Raw genomic sequence first — 21,654 nt, 5'->3', positions numbered from 1 at the left:
CGCCTTTGTTGTTGAAAGGTATCAACGGATCGTCGCCATCTTCTGCACGCAGCGCTGCTCGCGCTCATCCACCCGCTTGGCAAACCAGGCGGTGGTGAGGTTGCGGATGATCTTGGGGCTTTTCAGCTGGATGCCGGGCAGAATGGCGCGCGGCAGCCGTTTGCCCGCTTTCTGGTCTGCCAGCGTGAACACGCGATGATAGAGGTCGCTCTGGCCAAATTCGGCAGTATCGCCGAGCTTGAGGCTCTGGTGGATGGCCTGCTTGCTCATGCTGAGCTGGCCGGCAATGGCATGAACCGCGAGCTCGGTCTTGCCCGGCAGCTCGGAGTCGTAGCGAATGAGATCCCCGTCCAGCGCCAGGGTCTTGCCGCTCAGCCGGCTCACCGCGGCCTGGAAGGCGGCATTGCGGCTCGCATACCAGCCCGCATTGAAGTCGGCGAAGCGATAGAGGGTATCGGGGTAGTCGGCCGGGTAGCCGAAGATGTGCTTGGTACCAAACCAGATGCCACCGCGGCGGGTAAACACCTCGTGGCGAATGGAATCCTTGACCGGATAGGGGTAGCCGCGGGTGTTGGCCTCGGCAAAGGCGACGCTCACCTGCATGGGGCCGCCGGTACGCACCGGGTTCATGTTGCCAAAGAGCTGCTTGCCCATCGGCACCTCCCCGATCATGTCTTCAAAGATCTCGCTCATCTCCCGCTCGGTACGCAACTTGTCGATGCGCTCGGCGTAGGTTTTGCCGGTGGGGGATTTGATGGAGAGCGCGGTGCGCACCATGAATTCGGGAATGAGCAGCTTGCCGGCGCGGGCATTGATCTCCTTCCAGGCTATCTTGCCAAGACCCGGCACCACGGGGTCGGCCTGGTAGGTGGCCTCCTGCTCGGCCACCGCCAGCACGGTACAGACGTTGTGATCGCTCACCGTCAGCCCCTGACTGGTGAGCGCCGTCACCACGTCGTTGGCCCAGCCCGGCTTGTCCACCACGTTGCGCGGCAAGAAGGTGACGATGCGGCTCTTCATGTCGGCCGGCTTTTGCGGCTGCATCGCCTTGGGAATGGGGCGCCCCGCCGGGGTCCCCGAGGTCGACGGCGTGGCCGGTGCGGGCGGCTCGCTGGCACAACCGGCGAGCAGCAAGGTGACGAGCAGCGGCAACCCGCGCACGACCACAGAAGGAGAGAATAGAGACATGATCATCAAGGCATCCGGTACAGAGACTGTGCCCGACCTGTATCAGGCGAGCAAATGGTCGCTCATTGTAGAGGATTGATCCACAAGGCTAAAGCCTGATGGCCGCGGCGTTCTATTGTGCCTGACAGCCCCTGCCGTCATCCCCTCGCAAACCAGGATGACAAAGGCCCATTGATAAGCTTTTATCGAGAGTGATTTACATTTAGAATGCCGCCGCCCGGACGCTCACGGTATGGACCCCATGGACAGACTGACCCTTCTTTTTGACCCCGTGCAGCGGTGGCTGATCACGCCGCTCTGGCACTGCCTCACCGGATTGCTCGATTTCAATGGGCGCCTGGGTGTCCCCTTCTTGCTGATCTCGGGCACGATCGCCTACCTGCTCTATCGCTATCGACGCCGCCAGGGAGATCCCGGCGCCCGCAGCTTTAGCAGTTTCCTCGGGGGCCGGGCCGTCTGGCTGCCCCCCTCGGCTCTGCTCGACTACCAATACTATCTGGTGCGGGCGCTGCTCCATGTGGCGCTGATCCTGCCGATCCTGGCCCTGCTCCACCCCTGGCTGCTGCAGGCTGAGGATGTCCAGTCTGCCCTGACCCGGCTGTGGGGGGAGCGTCCCCGGCTGGCCGAGGCGAGCTGGCTGATGATGCTCTACGGTCTGGGCGTCTTTCTCATCAGCGATCTGGTGCATTACTGGCTGCACCGCGCCTTCCACAGTCGCTGGCTCTGGGAGTTTCACAAGGTACACCACAGCGCGACCGTCATGGTGCCGCCGACAGCGAGCCGCATCCATCTGGTGGAGAAGCTGTGCGAGATGCTGGCCAAGGGGAGCTGTCTTGCCCTCTACGCCGGCGCCTTCCACTGGCTGTGTGGCGGCACAGTGCGCCCCTACACCCTGTTCGGGGTGAGCTACCTGGTGCTGCTGTTTAACTCCTTGGCTGCCAACCTGCGCCACACCCATGTCTGGCTCTCGTTTGGCCCGCGGCTCGAACATGTCTTCAACAGCCCGGCCCAGCACCAGATCCACCACAGCCGTGATCCCCGCCACTTCAACCACAACTTCGGCACCAACCTCTCGCTCTGGGACTGGTGGTTCGGCACCCTCTATGTGACCAACAGCCAACCCGAGCCACTCTCTTTCGGGGTCGGTCCCAGGGACAACGAGCGCTACAGCCACCTGAGCGCGCTCATCCTGCGCCCCTTCCTAGTCACCGCACTCAAGCTGTGGCGCACCCTGCCGCGCCCGCGCGGGCGTAATGCGATGGCCGATTGAGCCTGGCAGCCATAAAAAACGCCACCTTGCAGTGGCGTTTTTTATTGGCGAAGAAGCGTGCTGGCTCAGGCGCTCTGGCGCAGCGCCTCTATCTGGGCGGCCCCGTTGATCACCGCCTGCAGGGAGGCGCTGACCACGTCGCGGCCGATGGCCACCCCGCAGGTGCGGGTCCCGTCGACGCTCAGCAGCACATAGGCCGCCGCGCGGGACTCGGTACCGGCGGTGAGGGCGTGCTCGGAGTAGTCGAGCACGTCGATGTGCATCCCGGTCTGGCGCTGCCAGCCGTTGACCAGGGCCGTGATGGCCCCCTCCCCTTCACCACTCAATTGCAGCGAGCCGGTCGGGGTCTGCAGCTCGAGGCGCAAACTCTCCTGGCTGTCGCGACCGAGCTGGAAGCGACCGATGCGATAGCCGTGGGCGGGTTCGAGATAGTGGCGCTCGAACAGGGTGCGGATCTGCTCCGGACTGATTTCGCTGCTGCTGGCCTCAGCCTCGGCCTGAACCCGGCGGCTGAAGTCAATTTGCAACCAGCGCGGCAACTGCAGACCAAGGTCGCGCTCCAGCAGGTAGGTGACGCCCCCCTTGCCGGACTGGCTGTTGATGCGGATCACCGCCTCGTAACTGCGACCGAGATCGGCAGGATCGATGGGCAGGTAAGCCACGTCCCAGTAGTGATCCGGTTTTTCTGCCGCCAGGGATTTGCGGATGGCGTCCTGGTGGCTGCCGGAAAACGCGGTGTAGACCAGCTCGCCGGCATAGGGGTGGCGCGGGTGCAGGGCAATCTGGGTGCAGGCCCCGACGGTGGCGACGATGGCATCCATGTCCGCCAGGTTGAGCTCGGGATCGATCCCCTGGCTATAGAGGTTCATGGCCATGGTGACGATATCCATGTTGCCGGTGCGCTCACCGTTGCCGAGCAGGGTACCCTCGATACGATCCGCCCCCGCCAGCACCGCCAGCTCGGCGGCAGCCACCCCGCAACCCCGATCGTTGTGGGTGTGGATGGAGATGCTCACCTCGGGCCGCGCCTTCAAATTGCGGCAGAACCACTCCACCTGATCCGCAAACACGTTGGGGGTGCTCACCTCCACCGTGGCGGGCAGGTTCAGGATCATGGGGCGGGCTGCGCTGCGCCACTCATCGATAACGGCGTCGCACACCTCGACGGCAAACTCCACCTCAGTACTGCTGAAACTCTCCGGCGAGTACTGAAAGCTCCACTCGGTGCCCGGATTGCGGGCCGCATACTCGCGCACCCAGCGCGCCCCCTGCACCGCGATGGCCTTGACCCCTTCTCGCCCTGAGTTGAACACATAGTTGCGCTGGGTCGGGTTGACCGAGTTGTAGACGTGGACGATGGCCCGCTTCGCCCCCTTGAGGGCCTCAAAGGTGCGGGCAATCAGATCTTCGCGCGCCTGCACCAGCACCTGGATGGTGACGTCGTCCGGAATCAGGTTGCGGTCAATAAGTTCGCGTACGAAGTCGAAATCGGGCTGGGAGGCGGCCGGGAAGCCCACCTCGATGTGCTTGAAGCCGATGTGCACCATCAGCGCCCACATCTGCAGCTTCTGGGCCACCGTCATGGGCTCGACCAGCGCCTGGTTGCCGTCGCGCAGATCCACGGCGCACCAGAGCGGCGCCCGCTCCAGCACCCGGTTGGGCCACTGGCGATCCGCCAGATTGATGACGGGGGCACGGCGGTATTTGCGATGATCGAAGCTCATATTCTGATTCCCTTGGCTGATAGACGAACGGCTGACTGGCGGCTGACAGAGGGACGAAGAGAGGGAAGCGGGGCGGCGCGGTAACGCCGGCCCTGACGAGTCGCGAGGCGGTAACCCCACGCCCGGTATCCTGTGGCCCTTCCCGGTAAGAAGGGTCGGCCGCACAACCCGATAAGGCTGCGGGCCCGATCTGTTCACCCCTGCATCGGCAGGCGCAGACGATCTGATCCGTTGACTCCTGTGACGAGAACCCAGTATAGAGAGGCGACGCGGGTGAGAGATTGCAAAGAGCGCTGTCAAATACATCTATTGCACAATCATTGTGATGTTTTATCTGATTATTGAGTGACTATCTCCCTCAGGTTCCCTGACCAGGCATTTTCCCCTCTGCCCCGCAGCCTTCGGCCAATAAAAAACCCCGCCATCGCTGGCGGGGTTTTATCGGGTCACGAAGGAGGCGTCCCTCCTTCATCACGCGCTCTTAGCGGCTCTTCAGCTGGCTCTCGACCTTCTGGTGCAGCTCCTGCACCGAGCTCACGTTGGCGGTAGCATCGACTGTGATGGCCATGCAGGTGGCGAAGGCCGCGTGCAGCGTGGTGGTGTATGCAACCTTGTGCTGCAGGGCGCCACGGCGCAGCTGCTTGGAGTCCTCGATAGCGCGGCGGCCTTCGGCGGTGTTGACGATGTAGGTGTACTCGCCATTCTTGATGCGATCCAGAATGTGCGGACGGCCCTCGTGCACCTTGTTGACCAGGCGCGGGTTGATGCTCGCCTCACCCAGGGTCACCGCAGTGCCGTGAGTGGCGTCGAGGTCATAGCCCAGCTCCAGCAGCTTGGCGGCCAGGTTCACCACCCGCTCCTTGTCGCTGTGGCGCACGGAGAGCAGGGCGCGACCTTCGCGCGGCACCTGGTGACCGGCGCCCAGCTGCGCCTTGGCATACGCCTCGGCAAAGCTGCTGCCCACCCCCATCACTTCACCGGTAGAGCGCATCTCCGGGCCCAGCAGAGGGTCGACACCCGGGAACTTAGCAAACGGCAGCACCACTTCCTTCACCGAGTAGTAGGGCGGGATGATCTCGCTGGTGAAGCCCTGTTCTTGCAGCGATTGGCCGGCCATGACGCGGGCGGCAATCTTGGCCAGCGGCGCACCGGTGGCCTTGGAGACGAACGGCACGGTCCGGGCGGCACGGGGGTTCACCTCGATGAGGTAGATCTCGTTGTCTTTCACCGCGAACTGCACGTTCATCAGACCGACCACGCCAAGCTCCAGCGCCAGTTTGCGCACCTGCTCGCGCATCTCGTCCTGAATGGCCTTGGACAAGGTGTAGGGCGGCAGGGAACAGGCGGAATCACCGGAGTGGATACCGGCCTGTTCGATGTGCTCCATGATGCCGCCGATGACTACGTCGGTGCCGTCGCAGATGGCGTCCACGTCCACCTCGGTGGCGTCGTCCAGGAAGCGGTCCAGCAGCACCGGCGATTCGTTGGAGACGCTCACCGCCTCGGCGAAGTAGCGGCGCAGGTCCTGCTCGTCATAGACGATCTCCATGGCACGGCCACCCAGCACGTAGGAGGGGCGAACCACCAGCGGGTAGGTGATGCGCTCGGCGGTCAGCACCGCCTGCTCCAGCGCGGTGACGGTGCCGTTCTCCGGCTGCTTGAGGCCGAGGCGCTCAACGGCGGACTGGAAGCGCTCGCGGTCTTCCGCGCGGTCGATGGCATCGGGGCTGGTGCCAATCACCGGCACGCCGTTGGCTTCCAGGGCACGAGCCAGTTTCAGCGGGGTCTGGCCGCCGTACTGGACGATGACGCCCTTGGGCTGCTCGACCCGCACGATTTCCAGCACGTCTTCCAGGGTGACCGGTTCGAAGTAGAGGCGGTCCGAGGTGTCGTAGTCGGTGGAGACAGTTTCCGGGTTGCAGTTGACCATGATGGTCTCGTAACCGTCTTCGCGCAGGGCCAGCGCCGCGTGCACGCAGCAGTAGTCAAACTCGATGCCCTGACCGATACGGTTCGGGCCGCCACCGATGACCATGATCTTGTCGCGGTTGGTGGGGTTGGCCTCGCACTCCTCGTCATAGCTGGAGTACATGTAGGCGGTGTTGGTGGCGAACTCGGCCGCGCAGGTATCGACCCGCTTGTAGACCGGGAAGATGTTGTGGCGGGCACGCAATTTACGCACTTCACCTTCGGCCACGCCGAGGATCTTGGCCAGACGCGCATCGGCGAAGCCCTTGCGCTTGAGGCTGCGCAGGAAGTCGGCATCCAGACCCGCCATGCCGCGCTCTTTCACCTGCTCTTCTAGCTTCACCAGCTCTTCAATTTGCACCAGGAACCAGGGGTCAATCTTGGTCAGGCGGAATACGCCGTCCATGGAGAGACCGGCGCGGAAGGCGTCGGCGATGTAGAAGATGCGATCGCTGCCGGCATCCTGCAGCTCGTGGCGGATGCGGGTCAGGGCGTCAGGGGCATTGAGATCCAGCATGGGGTCGAAGCCGGTCTTGCCGGTCTCGAGGCCACGCAGGGCCTTGTGCAGGGACTCCTGGAAGTTGCGGCCGATGGCCATCACTTCACCGACGGACTTCATCTGGGTGGTCAGACGGTCGTTGGCGCCGGCGAACTTCTCGAAGTTGAAGCGCGGTACCTTGGTGACCACGTAGTCGATGGCCGGCTCGAAGGAGGCCGGAGTGCGACCGCCGGTGATGTCGTTCATCAGCTCGTCCAGGGTGTAACCGATGGCGAGCTTGGCGGCGATCTTGGCGATGGGGAAGCCGGTCGCCTTGGAGGCGAGCGCGGAGGAGCGAGAGACCCGCGGGTTCATCTCGATGATGACCATGCGGCCATCTTTGGGGTTGATGCCGAACTGGACGTTGGAGCCGCCGGTCTCGACGCCGATCTCGCGCAGCACCGCCATGGAGGCGTTGCGCATGATCTGGTACTCCTTGTCGGTCAGCGTCTGGGCTGGCGCGACCGTGATGGAGTCACCGGTGTGGATGCCCATGGGGTCGAAGTTCTCGATGGCGCAGACGATGATGCAGTTGTCGTTGCGATCCCGCACTACTTCCATCTCGTACTCTTTCCAGCCGATCAGCGACTCGTCGATGAGCAGCTCTTTGGTCGGCGACAGATCCAGACCGCGCTCGCAGATCTCGACGAACTCTTCGGTGTTGTAGGCGATGCCGCCACCGGAGCCACCCATGGTGAAGGAGGGGCGGATGATGCAGGGGAAGCCCACTTCGGCCTGCACTTTCCAGGCTTCTTCCATGTTGTGGGCGATACCGGCCCGCGGGCACTCCAGGCCGATGCTGCGCATCGCCTTGTCAAAGCGGGAGCGGTCTTCGGCCTTGTCGATGGCGTCGGCGGTGGCACCGATCATCTCGACGCCGAATTCGGCCAGCACGCCGTGCTTCTCCAGATCCAGCGCACAGTTCAGTGCGGTCTGGCCGCCCATGGTGGGCAGGATGGCGTCCGGGCGCTCTTTCTTGATGATCTCGCGCACCACTTCCCAGGTGATGGGCTCGATGTAGGTGGCGTCGGCCATCTCCGGGTCGGTCATGATGGTGGCCGGGTTGGAGTTCACCAGGATGACGCGGTAGCCCTCCTCGCGCAGGGCCTTGCACGCCTGGGCGCCGGAGTAGTCGAATTCGCAGGCCTGGCCGATGACGATGGGGCCGGCGCCGAGGATCAGGATGCTCTGAAGGTCGTTACGTTTTGGCATGGCTCTCTTTATCCTCTTAGGCGCGATACTGCTTAATCAATTCAATAAAGTGGTCGAACAGACCGGCACAGTCGTGCGGGCCCGGGCTCGCTTCGGGGTGCCCCTGGAAGCTGAAGGCCGGACGGTCGGTGCGATGGATGCCCTGCAGGGACCCATCGAACAGGGAGACGTGGGTGGCGCGCAGGCACTCCGGCAAGCTGTTCTCGTCCACCGCGAAGCCGTGGTTCTGGGCGGTGATCATCACTGTGTTGTCGTCCAGGCTCTTCACTGGGTGGTTGGCACCGTGGTGGCCGAACTTCATCTTGACGGTCTTGGCACCGGAGGCGAGACCCAGCAGCTGGTGACCCAAGCAGATGCCAAACACCGGGGTGGTGGTATCAAGGAAGGTCTTGATGGCCTCGATGGCGTAGTCGCACGGCTCGGGGTCACCTGGGCCGTTGGAGAGGAAGATGCCATCCGGGTTCAGCGCCAGTACCTCGGCAGCCGGGGTCTTGGCCGGCACCACGGTCAGGCGGCAGCCGCGGTCCACCAGCATGCGCAGGATGTTGCGCTTGACGCCAAAATCGTAGGCCACCACGTGGTATTTGAGCTGGTCGGCATCCGGGGTGACGTGCCCCTTGCCAAGCTGCCAGCTGCCTTCGGTCCAGTTGTACGCCTCGCCAACCGTGACCTCTTTGGCCAGGTCCATCCCCTTCAGACCGGGGAAGGCGCGCGCCTGTTCGAGGGCATAGGCTTCATCAACCTGTTTCCCGGCCAGAATGCAGCCGGCCTGGGCGCCTTTCTCGCGCAGGATGCGGGTCAGTTTGCGGGTGTCGATGTCGGCGATGCCAACGATGTTGTGGGACTTGAGATAATCGGAGAGGGATTGCTGATTGCGGAAATTGGAGGCAAGTATCGGAAGGTCCCGGATGATCAATCCCTGAGCGTGGATTTGACTGGACTCTTCATCTTCGCTGTTGGTGCCGGTGTTGCCTATATGGGGGTAAGTGAGGGTGACTATCTGACGGGAATAAGAGGGATCGGTGAGGATTTCCTGATAGCCCGTCATCGACGTATTGAAAACCACTTCACCAACGGAACATCCCTCGGCGCCTATCGACACGCCTTTGAACACAGTTCCATCTTCCAGCACTAGCAATGCAGTGTGATTCAAGACAACCTCCAGTTATTTAGCTTTAAATTCAGCAATTTACCTGGGTGTTGCGGGCTCGGTTCCGGCCTTGGACAGGACTCGAACCCGGCAGATTTCTGGCAAATTGGGCGCATTCTACTTAAAAACGATCGCATTTCAACGTCTTTTCTCATTCGAAATGCATCTAAATTCAATAAACAAGCAACATTACCCATTATCTATGCACTTCATTGCTTTGCAACCCCCTCCCTGAAAAGAAAAGGCAAAAGTTGCTACCAATCCAGACCAAGAGACCATCATTGATACAAAAACCAATTTTAAATCCTTAAAAAACAATGCAATGAAGTTTCATATAAAAAATCTCAACGCCTGCAATCAGCTTTTTTATGGAGGATGAGTGGCCTTGGAAAATGGAAAACGTTTTTCTGCGTTTGAATTTTTAGTCTGTTTTGGTGGATGTAAAAAAATGCCCTGACAGGGGCTATTGAGGCCCATTTCCGTTACCAGCCGATGACATTCATGCAATGCAGGATCCGGTAAAACAGCAGAGAGGGGAGATTTATCTCGTTTCGTGCAAAAATCATCGTGTAAGCGGCATTTATACAAAATCACCAATAAAAAACCCCGCATGAGCGGGGTTTTGAGCAGACAAGCGGGCCGGGCAGCCCCTTCGTGCACACCACGGGTGCCGTGATGTCAGTGGATGTGGTTACTTGAGGCCGAGTACGTCCTGCATGTCATAGAGGCCGGCGCCCTGCCCCTTGAGCCACTTGCCGGCGCGCACCGCACCGTTGGCGAAGGTGAGACGACTGGAGGCCTTGTGGCTGATCTCCACCCGCTCGCCGATGTCGGCAAACATGACGGTGTGCTCCCCCACCAGATCGCCGGCGCGAATGGTGGCAAAGCCGATGGTGTTGCGATCCCGCTCGCCGGTGATCCCCTCGCGGCCGTAGACGGCGCACTCTTTCAAATCGCGTCCCAGCGTCTTGGCCACCACCTCGCCCATGGAGAGAGCGGTGCCGGACGGTGCATCCACCTTGTGTCTGTGGTGCCCCTCGATGATCTCGATGTCGGTGTAATCCCCCATCACCTTGGCAGCCTGCTCCAGCAGCTTGAACACCAAGTTGACGCCCACCGAGTAGTTGGAGGCGAAGACGATGCCGATCTCGCCGGCGGCGGCCCTGAGCGCCGCCTTGCCCGCGTCGTCAAAGCCGGTGGTGCCGATCACCATCTGCTTGTGGTGGGCCCGGGCGAAAGCCAGGTTGGCCAGGGTCACCTCGGGGCGGGTGAAGTCGATGATGAGATCAAACTCGTCCCGTACCTTGTCCAGGCTGTCGCTGATGATGACGCCGAGCCGACCCAGCCCGTTGAGTTCGCCGGCATCCAGCCCGATCACGGCGGAGCCAGGTCGCTCCAGCGCCGCCCCGACCACCACGCCCTCGGCATGGCTGATCGCCTCCAGCAGCACCTTGCCCATACGACCATTACAGCCCATCACGGCCACACGGATCGGATTGTCCATCTCCACCCTCTCATCTCTATTAAGGAAAGAGACCGTTTTACCAGCCTGCGCCCGCTTTGAAAAGCCCGCCGTGGCCGTCGTTGGCCACCCGAAAAATCAACAGCATATTTACTAAAATCCGAATATTTCACGGATTTAATCAATTCAACAAAATCACAAGACAAAAAGCAGCATCCATCTGGACGTCTATCTTGACCGGACGGGCGCGACTCACTACTGTAGGCACCCCATAGCGGCAGGATGCCCGCCACGCTCACCCCACTGCGGGCTGGCTGAGACAGGGAGGTCATGTACAACCATCGAGGAACACATGATCCAGACTCAACCCAGCGCCAGAGCCCTGCTGCCTCTGCTGGTCTTTCTTGCTCTCTTTATCGGTACCGGCACCTGGCTGACCCTGCAGGGGGTCGAGTTCGCCTTCTATCAGCTGCCCGCCCCCGTCGCCGCCCTCCCCGCCGTCATGCTGGCGCTGGTGCTGGGCAAGGAGGGGTTCAACAAGAACCTCGAGACCTTCTTCAAGGGGGTTGGTGACAGCAACATCATGGCGATGTGCCTCATCTATCTGCTGGCGGGCGCCTTCGCCACCGTAGCCAAGGCCACCGGCGGGGTAGATGCCACGGTCGCACTCGGCCTCTCCCTCATCCCCGGCTGGTTCCTGCTGCCTGGACTGTTCCTCATCTCCGCCTTCATCGCCACCGCCATGGGCACCTCCATGGGCACCATAGGCGCCGTGGCACCGGTGGCGCTGGGCGTGGCCCAGGCCGCCGGCATCGATCCTGTGCTGATGGCGGGCACCATCCTCTCCGGCGCCATGTTTGGCGACAACCTCTCCATCATCTCCGACACCACCATTGCGGCCACCCGCAGCCAGGGCTGCGAGATGAAGGACAAGTTTCGCGAGAACTTCAAGATTGCCGCCCCGGCCGCCATCGGGGTGATCCTGCTCTATCTGACCCTGGGGTCGGTCGGGGATGCCCCCGCCACCGAGGCCCATATCGAGCTGCTCAAGGTGATGCCCTACCTGCTGATCCTGGTGCTGGCCCTCTCTGGCATGAACGTCTTCATGGTGCTGGGGCTCGGCATTGTGGCCGCTGGCGGGGTCGGTCTGCTGGGGGATTACCCCCTCGGCCAGTTCAGCAAGGACATCTATCAGGGCTTCACCGGCATGCAAGAGATCTTCCTGCTCTCCATGCTGATCGGCGGCCTCGGCGCCCTGATGGAGCGCCAGGGGGGACTGGCCTGGATCAGCACCCGCATCAGCGCCCTCATCGCCCGCTTCACCCGTCAGCACGACGGCGAGCAGAACGAGAAGGCGGCCGAGCTCGGCATCGCCGGGGTGGTGGGCCTCACCAACCTCTGCACCGCCAACAACACGGTGGCCATTATCGTCGCCAGCAAGGTGGCCAAGGATCTGGCGGATCACCACGGGGTCACCCCACGCCGCGCCGCCTCCATGCTCGACATCTTCTCCTGCGTGGTGCAGGGGCTCATACCCTGGGGCGCCCAGGCGCTGCTGCTGGGCTCCATCTTCGCCCTCTCGCCGCTGGCGGTGGTGAGCATGAGTTTCTACCCCATGGCGCTGGCGCTGGCCGCCCTGGTGGCGGTGTTCGTCAAACACCAGATGCGCAAAGCCGCCCACGCCTGATAGTGCGGTCGCCGGGTCCCACCCGGCGGCCGAGCCGCGCTGTTCAACCTGGCGCGGCCTTGTTAAGGTGATCGCCTGCCAGTGCGATCCGCTTATCGCCCCGTCGCCCGTTCATCAGAGGAGCCCCCATGCCGGATACCCAGCCTGAAAGACAATCCCTGCGCCAGCTCATCCGCCAGCGCAGAAAGAGCCTGACCCAGGCCGAACAGCAGCAGGCGGCCCAGCAGCTGGTTGCCCAGTTCAAGCAGCATCCCGAGATCCTGGCGGCCAAACGCATCGCCCTCTATCTGGCCAACGACGGCGAGCTCAACCCCCTGCCCGCCATCCACTGGCTGTGGGCCCAGCAAAAAGAGGTCTACCTGCCGGTGCTGCACCCCTTCACCCCGGGCCACCTGCTCTTCTTGCGCTACACCGCCACCAGCCCCATGACCCGCAACCGTTACGGCATCGCCGAACCTGAGCTCGACATGCAACAGGTGGTGCCCCACAGCACCCTCGATCTGATTTGCACGCCGCTGGTGGCGTTCGACGCGGCAGGCAACCGGCTCGGCATGGGTGGCGGCTACTATGATCGCACCCTCGCCTGCTGGCACGAGCACAGGCTCGGCCCCAAACCGCTGGGGATTGCCCACGACTGCCAGCAGGTAGACGCGGTGCCGCAAGAGGAGTGGGACGTGCCGCTGCCCCAGATCATCACCCCCAGCCACTGCTGGCACTTTCCCGACTGAGGCCAGAAGCGGCCTTGCCGCACTGATCCGCTCTTGCTGACACAGCCATGGTGCAATGACATGGCGCAATAAACAGGCAAACGATTTACATCTTGCGGGTTTTTGGCTCGGAACGTGAGCTGGGTGGTCGCTCTGGGGTGGCGCCTTGGATATAATGCGGCCGCTTTTTTCCAAAGGATCGATCATGACTCAAGATGAAATGAAGAAGGCGGCCGGTTGGGCTGCGCTCAAGTATGTGGTTCCCGGCACCATCGTCGGGGTAGGCACCGGCTCTACCGTCAACCACTTCATCGATGCACTGGCGACCATGAAGGACGAGATCAAGGGGGCGGTATCCAGCTCCGTGGCCTCCACCGAACGCCTCAAGGGTTTCGGCATCCCCGTGTATGACCTCAACGAGATCGACGCCCTCTCCGTCTACGTGGACGGTGCCGACGAGATCAACGGCACCCGCGACATGATCAAGGGCGGCGGCGCGGCCCTGACCCGCGAGAAGATCGTCGCCGCCGTGGCCGACAAGTTCATCTGCATCATCGACAACACCAAGACGGTCGACGTGCTGGGTACCTTCCCGCTGCCGGTGGAAGTGATCCCCATGGCCCGCGAATACGTGGCCCGCGAGATCAAGAAGCTGGGCGGCAACCCGGTCTGGCGTGAAGGGGTGGTCACCGACAACGGCAACCACATCCTGGACGTGAAAGGCATGGCCATCACCGATGCCAAGGGGCTGGAAGTGCAGCTCAATGCCATTGTCGGCACCGTCACCAACGGCCTGTTCGCCCACCGCGGGGCAGACGTGGTGGTGATTGGTACTCCCGACGGGGTCATCACCCAATAAGGTTGTCTGCCAAAACGCAGCTCAACGGCATCATGGTCGGCACCGTCACCAACGGTCTGTTTGCCCACCGCGGGGCAGACGTGGTGGTGATCGGCACCCCGGACGGCGTGATCATCAGCTGACCTCCGATGGACAGGATCAGGTCACCCATGATCCCTTCGCAATGCAAGACGGCGCCCCATGGCGCCGTTTTTATTTGTTGCTCAATGAGTTGCAAACCCTCGTTTACAACTATCGTTGAAAACTTCAAAGAATTTGACTTTCGTCACAAATATTCCCTCTCCCCAACGTTTTTGCTACTTTACGGTTTTCTTCACACACCATATCTGCACTCACTTTTGCAAACATAGAGGGATCGTCATGACCGCCAAGTTTTCACTGGACAAGGATAAAATCAAGGTGCTGCTGCTGGAGGGGGTTCACCCCAATACAGTGGAAACCTTTCGTGCCGCAGGTTACACCAGTGTGGAGTATCTGAAGACCTCTCTCTCCGAAGAAGAGCTGATCGAGCGTATTCGTGACGTGCATTTCGTAGGGCTGCGCTCGCGCACCCAGATCACCGAGAAGGTGCTGGATGCCGCCAACAAGCTGGTGGCCATCGGCTGCTTCTGCATCGGCACCAACCAGGTCTCCCTGGATGCCGCCCACCTGCGCGGCATCCCGGTGTTCAACGCCCCCTTCTCCAACACCCGCTCGGTGGCCGAACTGGTGCTGGGGGAGATCCTGCTGCTGCTGCGCGGCATCCCGGAGAAGAACGCCAAGTGCCATCGCGGTGTGTGGGAAAAGCTGGCCAACCGTTCGGTGGAAGCCCGTGGCAAGAAGCTCGGCATCATCGGCTACGGCCACATCGGCACCCAGCTTGGAATCATCGCCGAGAGCATCGGCATGAAGGTCTACTACTACGACATCGAGAACAAGCTCTCGCTCGGCAACGCCATCCAGGTGCCGAGCATGGTCGAGCTGCTCAACATGTCCGACGTCATCAGCCTGCACGTGCCTGAGACCGCCTCCACCAAGGATCTCATCGGTGCCGAGCAACTGCGCATGATGAAACCGGGCGCCATCTTCATCAACGCCTCCCGCGGCACAGTGGTGGACATCGATGCCCTGGCCGACGTCATCAAGAGCGGCCACCTCGCCGGCGCAGCCATCGACGTTTTCCCGGTCGAGCCCAAGTCCAACGACGAGGAGTTCCTCACCCCGCTGCGCGGCCTGGACAACGTGATCCTGACCCCGCACATCGGCGGCTCCACCCAGGAGGCCCAGGAGAACATCGGCCTGGAAGTGGCCAACAAGCTGGTCAAATACTCCGACAACGGCTCCACCCTCTCCGCCGTCAACTTCCCCGAGGTCTCCCTGCCGGGTCACAAGGGCTCCAGCCGCCTGCTGCACATTCACCGCAACCAGCCCGGCGTGATGAACCAGATCAACCAGATCTTCGCCGACGAGGGGATCAACATCGCCGGTCAATACCTGCAGACCAGCAGCCACATCGGCTACGTGGTGATCGACGTGGAGACCGAGCACAGCGAGAAGGCGCTGGCCAAGCTCAAGGAGATCGGCGGCACCATCCGTGCCCGCATCCTCCACTGATAGACCCGTTTTTCAGAACAGCAAAAAGCCCGTCGCAACGACGGGCTTTTTTATGCTGCGATGCGCAGCGCAGATCCGCATCCTTGCGCCTTTGCCCCCTTCTCCCCTCGCGGGAGAAGGGTTGGGGATGAGGGGGAGATGAAACCTCCCTCATCCTCCCTCTTGCAAAGAGAGCGGGAAAAAACGCGACAGACAATGAGGCCCGGCTTACCACCAACCCAGCAGGTTGCGGCCCACCAAAGCGCCCCACACCAGGGCGTTGAGGGCCAGCGCGATGAAGACGGCGGCGGAGCCCAGATCCTTGGCGCGACCGGAGAGCTCGTGATGTTCGGAGCCGATGCGATCCACCACCGCCTCGACCGCGGAGTTGAGCACCTCGACGATCACCACCAGCCAGCTGATGCAGATGAGCAGCAGGATTTGATCGAGGGTATCGCCGATCCAGAACGCCAGCGGCATCAGCAGCAGGATCAGCATCAGCTCCTGCCGGAAGGCGGCCTCGTTGATCCAGGCTGACTTGAGCCCCTTCATGCTGTAACCGGTTGCATTGATGATGCGGGTGACCCCGGTTGCCCCTGGCTTTGCCACGCTATCTACCTCATTTGGAATCGTTTTGGGGCTCACATCCTATCAGAGCCCCTCGAGGTTTCCATCAGGGGTTTTTTGCTTTATTTTATCCCTTTGCCTTTTCTGGCACTCAGTCATTGCTACTGCCCACGCCACCCATTTCGAGAATCGAGTCGTATGTCCATTCACACCGATGAATTGCGCACCCGTCGCCTGGAGTCCCTGATCACTCCCAGCGAGCTGGCGCACGCCTTCCCGTTAAGCGACACCGTAGCCCAGAACCTGCTGGATGCCCGCCGCGAAGTGGAAGCGATCCTGGCCGGTGAGGATCAGCGCCTGCTGGTCATCGTCGGCCCCTGTTCCATTCACGATCCGGCCGCCGCCCACGAGTATGCCCTGCGCCTCAATGCCCTGCGCGAGCAGTATAAAGAGAGCCTGTGCATCGTGATGCGCACCTATTTCGAGAAGCCGCGCACCATCGTCGGCTGGAAAGGCCTCATCAATGATCCGCGCCTCGATGGCAGCTTCGACGTCAACGAAGGGCTGAAACTGGCCCGCAAGCTGCTGGTGGACATCAACGCCCTCGGCATGCCCACCGCCACCGAGTTCCTCGACATGGTGACCGGCCAGTACATCAGCGACCTCATCACCTGGGGTGCCATCGGCGCGCGCACCACCGAATCCCAGGTGCACCGCGAGATGGCCTCCGCCCTCTCCTGCCCGGTCGGCTTCAAGAACGGCACCGACGGCAATACCCGCATCGCCATCGATGCGGTGCGCGCCGCCCGTCACAGCCACATCTTCTATTCCCCGGACAAGGACGGCAAGATGACCATCTACCGCACCGCCGGCAACCCCTATGGCCACGTGATCCTGCGCGGCGGCCACAGACCCAACTACGACACCGCCAGCATCGATGAAGCGTGCGAAGCACTGGCCGACGTCGGCCTGCCGGAGCGGCTGGTGGTGGATTTCAGCCACGGCAACAGCATGAAGGATCACCGTCGCCAGCTGCTGGTGGCGCAGGACATCTGCGATCAGCTGCGCCGTGGTCGCACCGGCATCGCCGGCATCATGGCCGAGAGCTTCCTGGTGGAAGGGCGGCAGGACGTGGAGAACGGCTGCGCCGCCACCTTCGGCCAGAGCATCACGGATGCCTGCCTCTCCTGGAGCGACACCGAAACCCTGCTGGCCATGCTGGCCGAGGCCGCCCAGGTGCGCCTGCACAAGCTGGGCTGAACAGCCAACAAGCAAAGGGGCCAGTATGTTCGATACTGGCCCCTTTTTCTTGGGCGGCCGACTAGGCCACGCCCCGCTCCTACAAACTGGGCATAAACCAGACCCGGCCGCCCGCCTCGATGCGCTCGGTCTTGATCTGGAATACCTGTGCCAGCAGCGCCTCGTCCACCAGCTCGACGCCCCCCTCCCGTACCACCCGGCCCTGTTGCAGACAGAGCAGGCGATCGGCCCAGTCGATGGCCAGGTTGATGTCGTGGATGGCGAGCACCACCAGCAACCCCTGCCCGGCCAGCTGCTTGAGCAGCCGCAGCAGCGCCAGTTGATGGTGCAGATCGAGCCCGGCCAGCGGCTCATCCAGCAGCAGTATCCGTTCGCCCGGGTTGAGGCTCGGCCACACCTGCAGCAGGGTGCGGGCGATCAGCACCCGCTGCTGCTCTCCGCCAGACAGCCGGCTGAAGTCCCGCGCCAGCAAGGCTTCCAGCTCCAGCGCCTGACACAGCGCCTGGATCGCCTCGTTCTGCCTGGCCGCAGGTTGAGCCTCATCGAGCCCCAGGCTCAGCACCTGAAATACCGGGATATGGAACAGCTGGGGCTGGCGCTGAGGCAGCATGGCGCGCCGCTGCGCCAGTTCCGGCCAGCTCAATTCCGCCAGCGACTCGCCGCCGATGCGCACCTCCCCTTGCCCCGACAAGAGGCCGGCCAAGGCGCCGAGCAGGGTCGACTTGCCGCTGCCGTTGGGGCCGAGCAGTGCCACCAGCTGGCCCCCCTGCCAGGCAAGGTCGAGGGGCGCGAGCCGGTTGGCGACGGCGAGGGCGCGGGCAGCCAGCAAGGGAGGCTGGCCCCCGAGGTGATCAGGTGCTGGCATGGGCATCTTGCCTCAACAACAGATAGATGAAGAGCGGGGCACCGACCGAGGCGGTGATGACCCCGATGGGCAGCTCCCCCGCCCGCAGGGCGGAGCGGGCGATGAGATCGGCCGCCAGCAGCAGGGCACCGCCCCCCAGCGCCGAGGCGGGCAGCAGGAAGCGCTGATCGCTGCCGCCACACAGGCGCAGCAGATGGGGCACCACCAGCCCGACGAAGCCGATGACGCCGCACAGCGCCACCGCCATCCCGGTGAGCAGGCAGACCGCCAGCACCAGCCGTACCCGCATTTTGTCCACATCGAGCCCCATCAGGCGGGCCTGGGTCTCTCCCAGCAGCAGTTGCTGCAGCGCCTTGCCCTGCCAGCCGAGCCAACCGAGAGCGAGCGGGAACAGCAGCCACCACCAGGCCAGTTGCTGGCTGCCATAGGCGAGGCTCCCCATCATCCAGAACATGAATTCACGCAAGGAGCCGTCATCGGCAAAGTACATCAGCCAGGTCATGGCGGCGTTGCTGAGGATGCCGATGGCGACCCCAAACAGCAGCAGCCTGGCATGACCGAGCCGGGCCCGGCGCGCCAGCCGGATAAGCAGCATGGTCACCAGCAGGGCGCCGCCAAAGGCCGCCAGCGACAACCCCCAGCCCGGCAGATAGACGCCGAGGGCCTTGGCCACCGCCATCGCCACCATGGCGGCCAATCCCGCCCCGCTCGAGACGCCGAGCAGGCCGGGTTCGGCCACCGGGTTGTGCAACATCACCTGCAGCACGGCGCCACCGCAGGCGAGCGCAGCCCCCGCCAGCAGGGCCAGCAGGGCGCGCGGCAGGCGCAGCTCCAGCAGAATGCGCTGCTCGAGCTCCCCCAAGGGGTGCCAGGGCAACAGCAGGAATTCGCCCCAGATCAGGGAGAAGAGGAACAGCGCCAGGGTCAGCAGCAGCAGGCCGAGCAACCAGCGCCGCTGCCAGCGCTGCTGGCGGGCGAGCAAAGAGAGATACACAGAGGCTCCCCGAAGGTGAGAGTGACCCGTGCCCGGGCGGCGTCAGCCACCGGGCATCAGCATGAAAAGGTCATGATAACAGCGTGTTACCACCCAAGGTCAAGGCTGGTAAGGCTTGGCGAGGGTGGCGATGTCACCGCTTGCCACCAGCTCCTGCAGGGCCAGTGCCAGCGGTTGCTGCAGCGCCTGATGGGGAGAGCGCTTGCTCATGCCCAGATAGAGCACCACGGGCTGGGATGGCTGGTAGGCCGCCTTGCGCAGCCCCGCCTCCTTGCCCCGACTCAAGGCATAGTCCACCTGGCAGTCGGTGCCGATCATCAACGGCAGATGGCCACGCTGCACCATGCGCAGCAGTTGCTCCTCGGTGGGCACCCCGTGCTTGTCGAGCCGGCTGTCGGAATCGAACGGTTCGAAATAGGCCGAATTGAGCACGTAACCCACCCTGTGCCCCTGCAGATCGGCATAGCTGCGCAGGGTCGAGACCTCAGTTCCCTTGCCATAGAAGGCGGGCCGGCACTGGTAATAGGCAGGCTGCAGATAGTCGATGAAGGTCGCCCGCTCCGCCGTCATGGCCAGCCCGATCATCAGATCCACCTGACCGGTCTGCATCTGTTTGAGCGCCCGCCCCCAGGGGACCTGCTTCACTTCGAAGCGGATGCCGCTGCGTCGCTGCAACTGCTGCAAGATATCCATGTCCAGTCCGCCCAGCCGACCGTCCGGCATTTCAATTCGAAACGGTGGCCAGACATCGGTGGCTACCGTCAGGGTCGGCGCACCGTGCACCTGGCAGGCAAACAGCAGACCAAGCACACCCCAGCTTGTCTTGCCCATCTCGTACAACCCTCTGTCTCTTCATCCTTGATGGATTAAAAATACCCTGCCGCCCCACTTATGAGAACCCATGGTTAGGCGATAAAATGCGATTGATTTTAAAGGAGAACCTAATGAACCCTATCTTTACCAGCATCGGCCTGCTGCTGTGCAGCAACGTTTTTATGACCTTCGCCTGGTACGCCCACCTCAAGAGTATGAATCACAAACCCTGGATCATCGCCGCCCTGGTGAGCTGGGGAATAGCGCTGTTCGAATACCTGCTGCAGGTACCCGCCAACCGCATCGGCCACACCGTGCTCTCCGTCGGCCAGCTCAAGATCCTGCAGGAGGTGATCACCCTCACCGTGTTCGTCCCCTTCTCCATCTTCTATCTGAAAGAGGATCTGAAATGGGATTACCTGTGGGCTGGCCTCTGCATCCTGGGCGCGGTCTTTTTTGTCTTTCGCGAGAAACTCACCGGCGCCTGACGCTGTACACTCAATAACATCCCCAGCAAGGCATCTCCTTGATAGACGAGGCAAAAACCATGGAATTGCGAGACATGCTACAGATCCTGGCCAAGCAGGACGGCTCAGACCTCTATCTGTCGACCGGCGCGCCCCCCTGTGCCAAGTTCAACGGCGGCCTGCGCCCCTTGAGCGAGACGCCGCTCGAGCCCGGCGAGGTGGCCAGCATAGCCGACGCCATCATGGACGGCGAGCAGAAGCAGCAGTTTGAGAAGGAGCTGGAGATGAACCTCGCCATCTCCCTGCCCCAGATAGGGCGCTTTCGGATCAACATCTTCAAGCAGCGCAACGAAGTCTCCCTGGTGGCGCGCAACATCAAGACCGAGATCCCCCGCTTCGAGGATTTGAAACTGCCCACCGTGCTGCTCGACACCATCATGGAGAAACGGGGGCTGGTGCTGTTCGTCGGCGGCACCGGTTCGGGCAAATCCACCTCGCTCGCAGCCCTTATCGACCATCGCAACCGCAACAGCGGCGGCCACATCATCACCATCGAGGATCCGGTGGAGTTCGTGCACCGCCACCGCAAGAGCATCATCAACCAGCGGGAGGTGGGGGTGGACACCCGCAGCTTCCACGCCGCCCTGAAAAACACCCTGCGCCAGGCGCCGGACGTGATCCTTATCGGCGAAATTCGCGATCGCGAGACCATGGAGCACGCGCTGGCCTTCTCGGAAACCGGCCACCTGGCCATCTCCACCCTGCACGCCAACAACGCCAACCAGGCGCTGGACCGCATCATCAACTTCTTCCCGGAAGAGCGCCGGCCCCAGCTGCTCAACGACCTTGGCAACAACCTCAAGGCGTTTGTCTCCCAGCGGCTGGTGAAAACCACTGATGGCGGCCGCCGGGCTGCGGTGGAGATCATGCTGGGTACCCACACCATCCGCGACATGGTCAAGCGCGGCGAGTTTGGCGGCCTCAAGGAGGTGATGGAGAAGTCCAAGGCCCTCGGCATGGTCACCTTCGACAGTGCCCTGTTCGATCTGGTGGTGGAAGGGGTGATCGAGGAGGAGGAGGCGGTGAAGAACGCCGATTCGGCCAACAACCTGCGCCTCAAGATCAAGCTGTGGAAGGAGAAGGGCCAAATCGCCAGCAGCAGCGATGCCACCGGCTGGAGCCTGGAACCCACCAAGGACGAGAAGGACGATCTGTTCTGACCCACCTGCCCTCTTGAACCTGAAAACACCCGCCCCGGCGGGTGTTTTCATATCCCGGCAGCCTCCCCCCTCCTCGCTCGCCCGTAGCAGACAGTGACATCTGGTAAACGAACGGCCCATCTGCGACAAAA

At 62.5% G+C, this 21,654-nt stretch carries 17 protein-coding genes; 8 read left to right on the top strand and 9 right to left on the bottom strand.

Annotation, left to right across the window (positions count from 1 at the left end):
• Positions 1–21: 21 nt before the first annotated feature.
• Positions 22–1,194, bottom strand: a complete 1,173-nt coding sequence (locus AB5Y81_RS13040) for a DUF1615 domain-containing protein (protein ID WP_368146680.1) — start codon at positions 1,192–1,194, stop codon at positions 22–24.
• 235 nt (positions 1,195–1,429) lie between these two features.
• Here AB5Y81_RS13040 and AB5Y81_RS13035 point away from each other — a divergent pair, with 235 nt between their 5' ends.
• Positions 1,430–2,458, top strand: coding sequence for a sterol desaturase family protein (locus AB5Y81_RS13035; protein WP_279484149.1), 1,029 nt, complete (start codon positions 1,430–1,432; stop codon positions 2,456–2,458).
• Positions 2,459–2,523: 65 nt separating this feature from the next.
• On the opposite strand, the gene leuA is transcribed toward AB5Y81_RS13035, so the two are convergent.
• The 4 genes from leuA to dapB form a co-directional block, all read right to left on the bottom strand.
• Complete coding sequence (leuA, locus tag AB5Y81_RS13030; protein WP_279484148.1) at positions 2,524–4,182, bottom strand: 2-isopropylmalate synthase; 1,659 nt, start codon at positions 4,180–4,182, stop codon at positions 2,524–2,526.
• 481 nt (positions 4,183–4,663) lie between these two features.
• Positions 4,664–7,900, bottom strand: coding sequence for a carbamoyl-phosphate synthase large subunit (gene carB / locus AB5Y81_RS13025; protein ID WP_279484147.1), 3,237 nt, complete (start codon positions 7,898–7,900; stop codon positions 4,664–4,666).
• A gap of 16 nt (positions 7,901–7,916) precedes the next feature.
• The gene (gene carA, locus AB5Y81_RS13020) at positions 7,917–9,053 is read right to left on the bottom strand and encodes a glutamine-hydrolyzing carbamoyl-phosphate synthase small subunit (protein ID WP_117403064.1); all 1,137 of its coding nucleotides are present in this window, start codon (positions 9,051–9,053) and stop codon (positions 7,917–7,919) included.
• A 688-nt stretch (positions 9,054–9,741) separates the two neighbouring features.
• The gene (gene dapB / locus AB5Y81_RS13015) at positions 9,742–10,554 is read right to left on the bottom strand and encodes a 4-hydroxy-tetrahydrodipicolinate reductase (protein WP_017766694.1); all 813 of its coding nucleotides are present in this window, start codon (positions 10,552–10,554) and stop codon (positions 9,742–9,744) included.
• Between the two features lie 310 nt (positions 10,555–10,864).
• Here dapB and AB5Y81_RS13010 point away from each other — a divergent pair, with 310 nt between their 5' ends.
• The 4 genes from AB5Y81_RS13010 to serA all read left to right on the top strand — a co-directional run bounded on the left by AB5Y81_RS13010 (position 10,865) and on the right by serA (position 15,358).
• Positions 10,865–12,199: a Na+/H+ antiporter NhaC family protein gene (locus tag AB5Y81_RS13010; protein WP_005302609.1), complete on the top strand. Its 1,335-nt coding sequence runs from the start codon at positions 10,865–10,867 to the stop codon at positions 12,197–12,199.
• Between the two features lie 128 nt (positions 12,200–12,327).
• Positions 12,328–12,927 carry a 5-formyltetrahydrofolate cyclo-ligase gene (locus AB5Y81_RS13005; RefSeq protein ID WP_279484146.1) on the top strand — a complete coding sequence of 200 codons (600 nt, stop codon included), beginning with the start codon at positions 12,328–12,330 and terminating at the stop codon, positions 12,925–12,927.
• 184 nt (positions 12,928–13,111) lie between these two features.
• Complete coding sequence (gene rpiA, locus AB5Y81_RS13000) at positions 13,112–13,765, top strand: ribose-5-phosphate isomerase RpiA (RefSeq protein WP_017766696.1); 654 nt, start codon at positions 13,112–13,114, stop codon at positions 13,763–13,765.
• A gap of 360 nt (positions 13,766–14,125) precedes the next feature.
• On the top strand, positions 14,126–15,358 hold the full coding sequence (gene serA, locus AB5Y81_RS12995) for a phosphoglycerate dehydrogenase (protein WP_005302616.1): 1,233 nt from the start codon (positions 14,126–14,128) through the stop codon (positions 15,356–15,358).
• 207 nt (positions 15,359–15,565) lie between these two features.
• Here the strand turns inward: serA and AB5Y81_RS12990 are convergent, their stop codons facing one another.
• A complete protein-coding gene (locus tag AB5Y81_RS12990) occupies positions 15,566–15,946 on the bottom strand; it encodes a diacylglycerol kinase (protein ID WP_005302618.1) in 381 nt (126 codons plus the stop codon).
• A gap of 156 nt (positions 15,947–16,102) precedes the next feature.
• Between AB5Y81_RS12990 and AB5Y81_RS12985 the strand changes: the two genes are divergently transcribed.
• Positions 16,103–17,164, top strand: coding sequence for a 3-deoxy-7-phosphoheptulonate synthase (locus AB5Y81_RS12985; protein ID WP_017766699.1), 1,062 nt, complete (start codon positions 16,103–16,105; stop codon positions 17,162–17,164).
• Positions 17,165–17,243: 79 nt separating this feature from the next.
• On the opposite strand, the gene AB5Y81_RS12980 is transcribed toward AB5Y81_RS12985, so the two are convergent.
• From AB5Y81_RS12980 to AB5Y81_RS12970, 3 genes are all read right to left on the bottom strand, one after another.
• Complete coding sequence (locus AB5Y81_RS12980) at positions 17,244–18,029, bottom strand: ATP-binding cassette domain-containing protein (RefSeq protein WP_211049889.1); 786 nt, start codon at positions 18,027–18,029, stop codon at positions 17,244–17,246.
• Entirely contained in the window at positions 18,016–19,023 is a 1,008-nt protein-coding gene (btuC, locus tag AB5Y81_RS12975; RefSeq protein WP_242763491.1) for a vitamin B12 ABC transporter permease BtuC, read from the bottom strand. The genes AB5Y81_RS12980 and btuC overlap by 14 nt, the downstream gene beginning before the upstream one ends.
• 99 nt (positions 19,024–19,122) lie before the next feature.
• Positions 19,123–19,854 (bottom strand): ABC transporter substrate-binding protein, encoded by a 732-nt coding sequence (locus AB5Y81_RS12970; RefSeq protein WP_024942579.1) that lies wholly within the window; start codon positions 19,852–19,854, stop codon positions 19,123–19,125.
• A 113-nt stretch (positions 19,855–19,967) separates the two neighbouring features.
• Here AB5Y81_RS12970 and AB5Y81_RS12965 point away from each other — a divergent pair, with 113 nt between their 5' ends.
• Entirely contained in the window at positions 19,968–20,324 is a 357-nt protein-coding gene (locus AB5Y81_RS12965) for a DMT family protein (protein ID WP_005302630.1), read from the top strand.
• A 59-nt stretch (positions 20,325–20,383) separates the two neighbouring features.
• Positions 20,384–21,523 carry a type IVa pilus ATPase TapW gene (gene tapW / locus AB5Y81_RS12960; RefSeq protein WP_026141098.1) on the top strand — a complete coding sequence of 380 codons (1,140 nt, stop codon included), beginning with the start codon at positions 20,384–20,386 and terminating at the stop codon, positions 21,521–21,523.
• The last annotated feature ends 131 nt before the right edge of the window (positions 21,524–21,654 follow it).

This window comes from Aeromonas sp. s2, from assembly GCF_040907935.1.
Classification (GTDB): domain Bacteria; phylum Pseudomonadota; class Gammaproteobacteria; order Enterobacterales; family Aeromonadaceae; genus Aeromonas; species Aeromonas dhakensis.
Note: the sequence above shows the minus strand (reverse complement) of the source record. Positions and strands in the feature narration are given on the sequence as shown.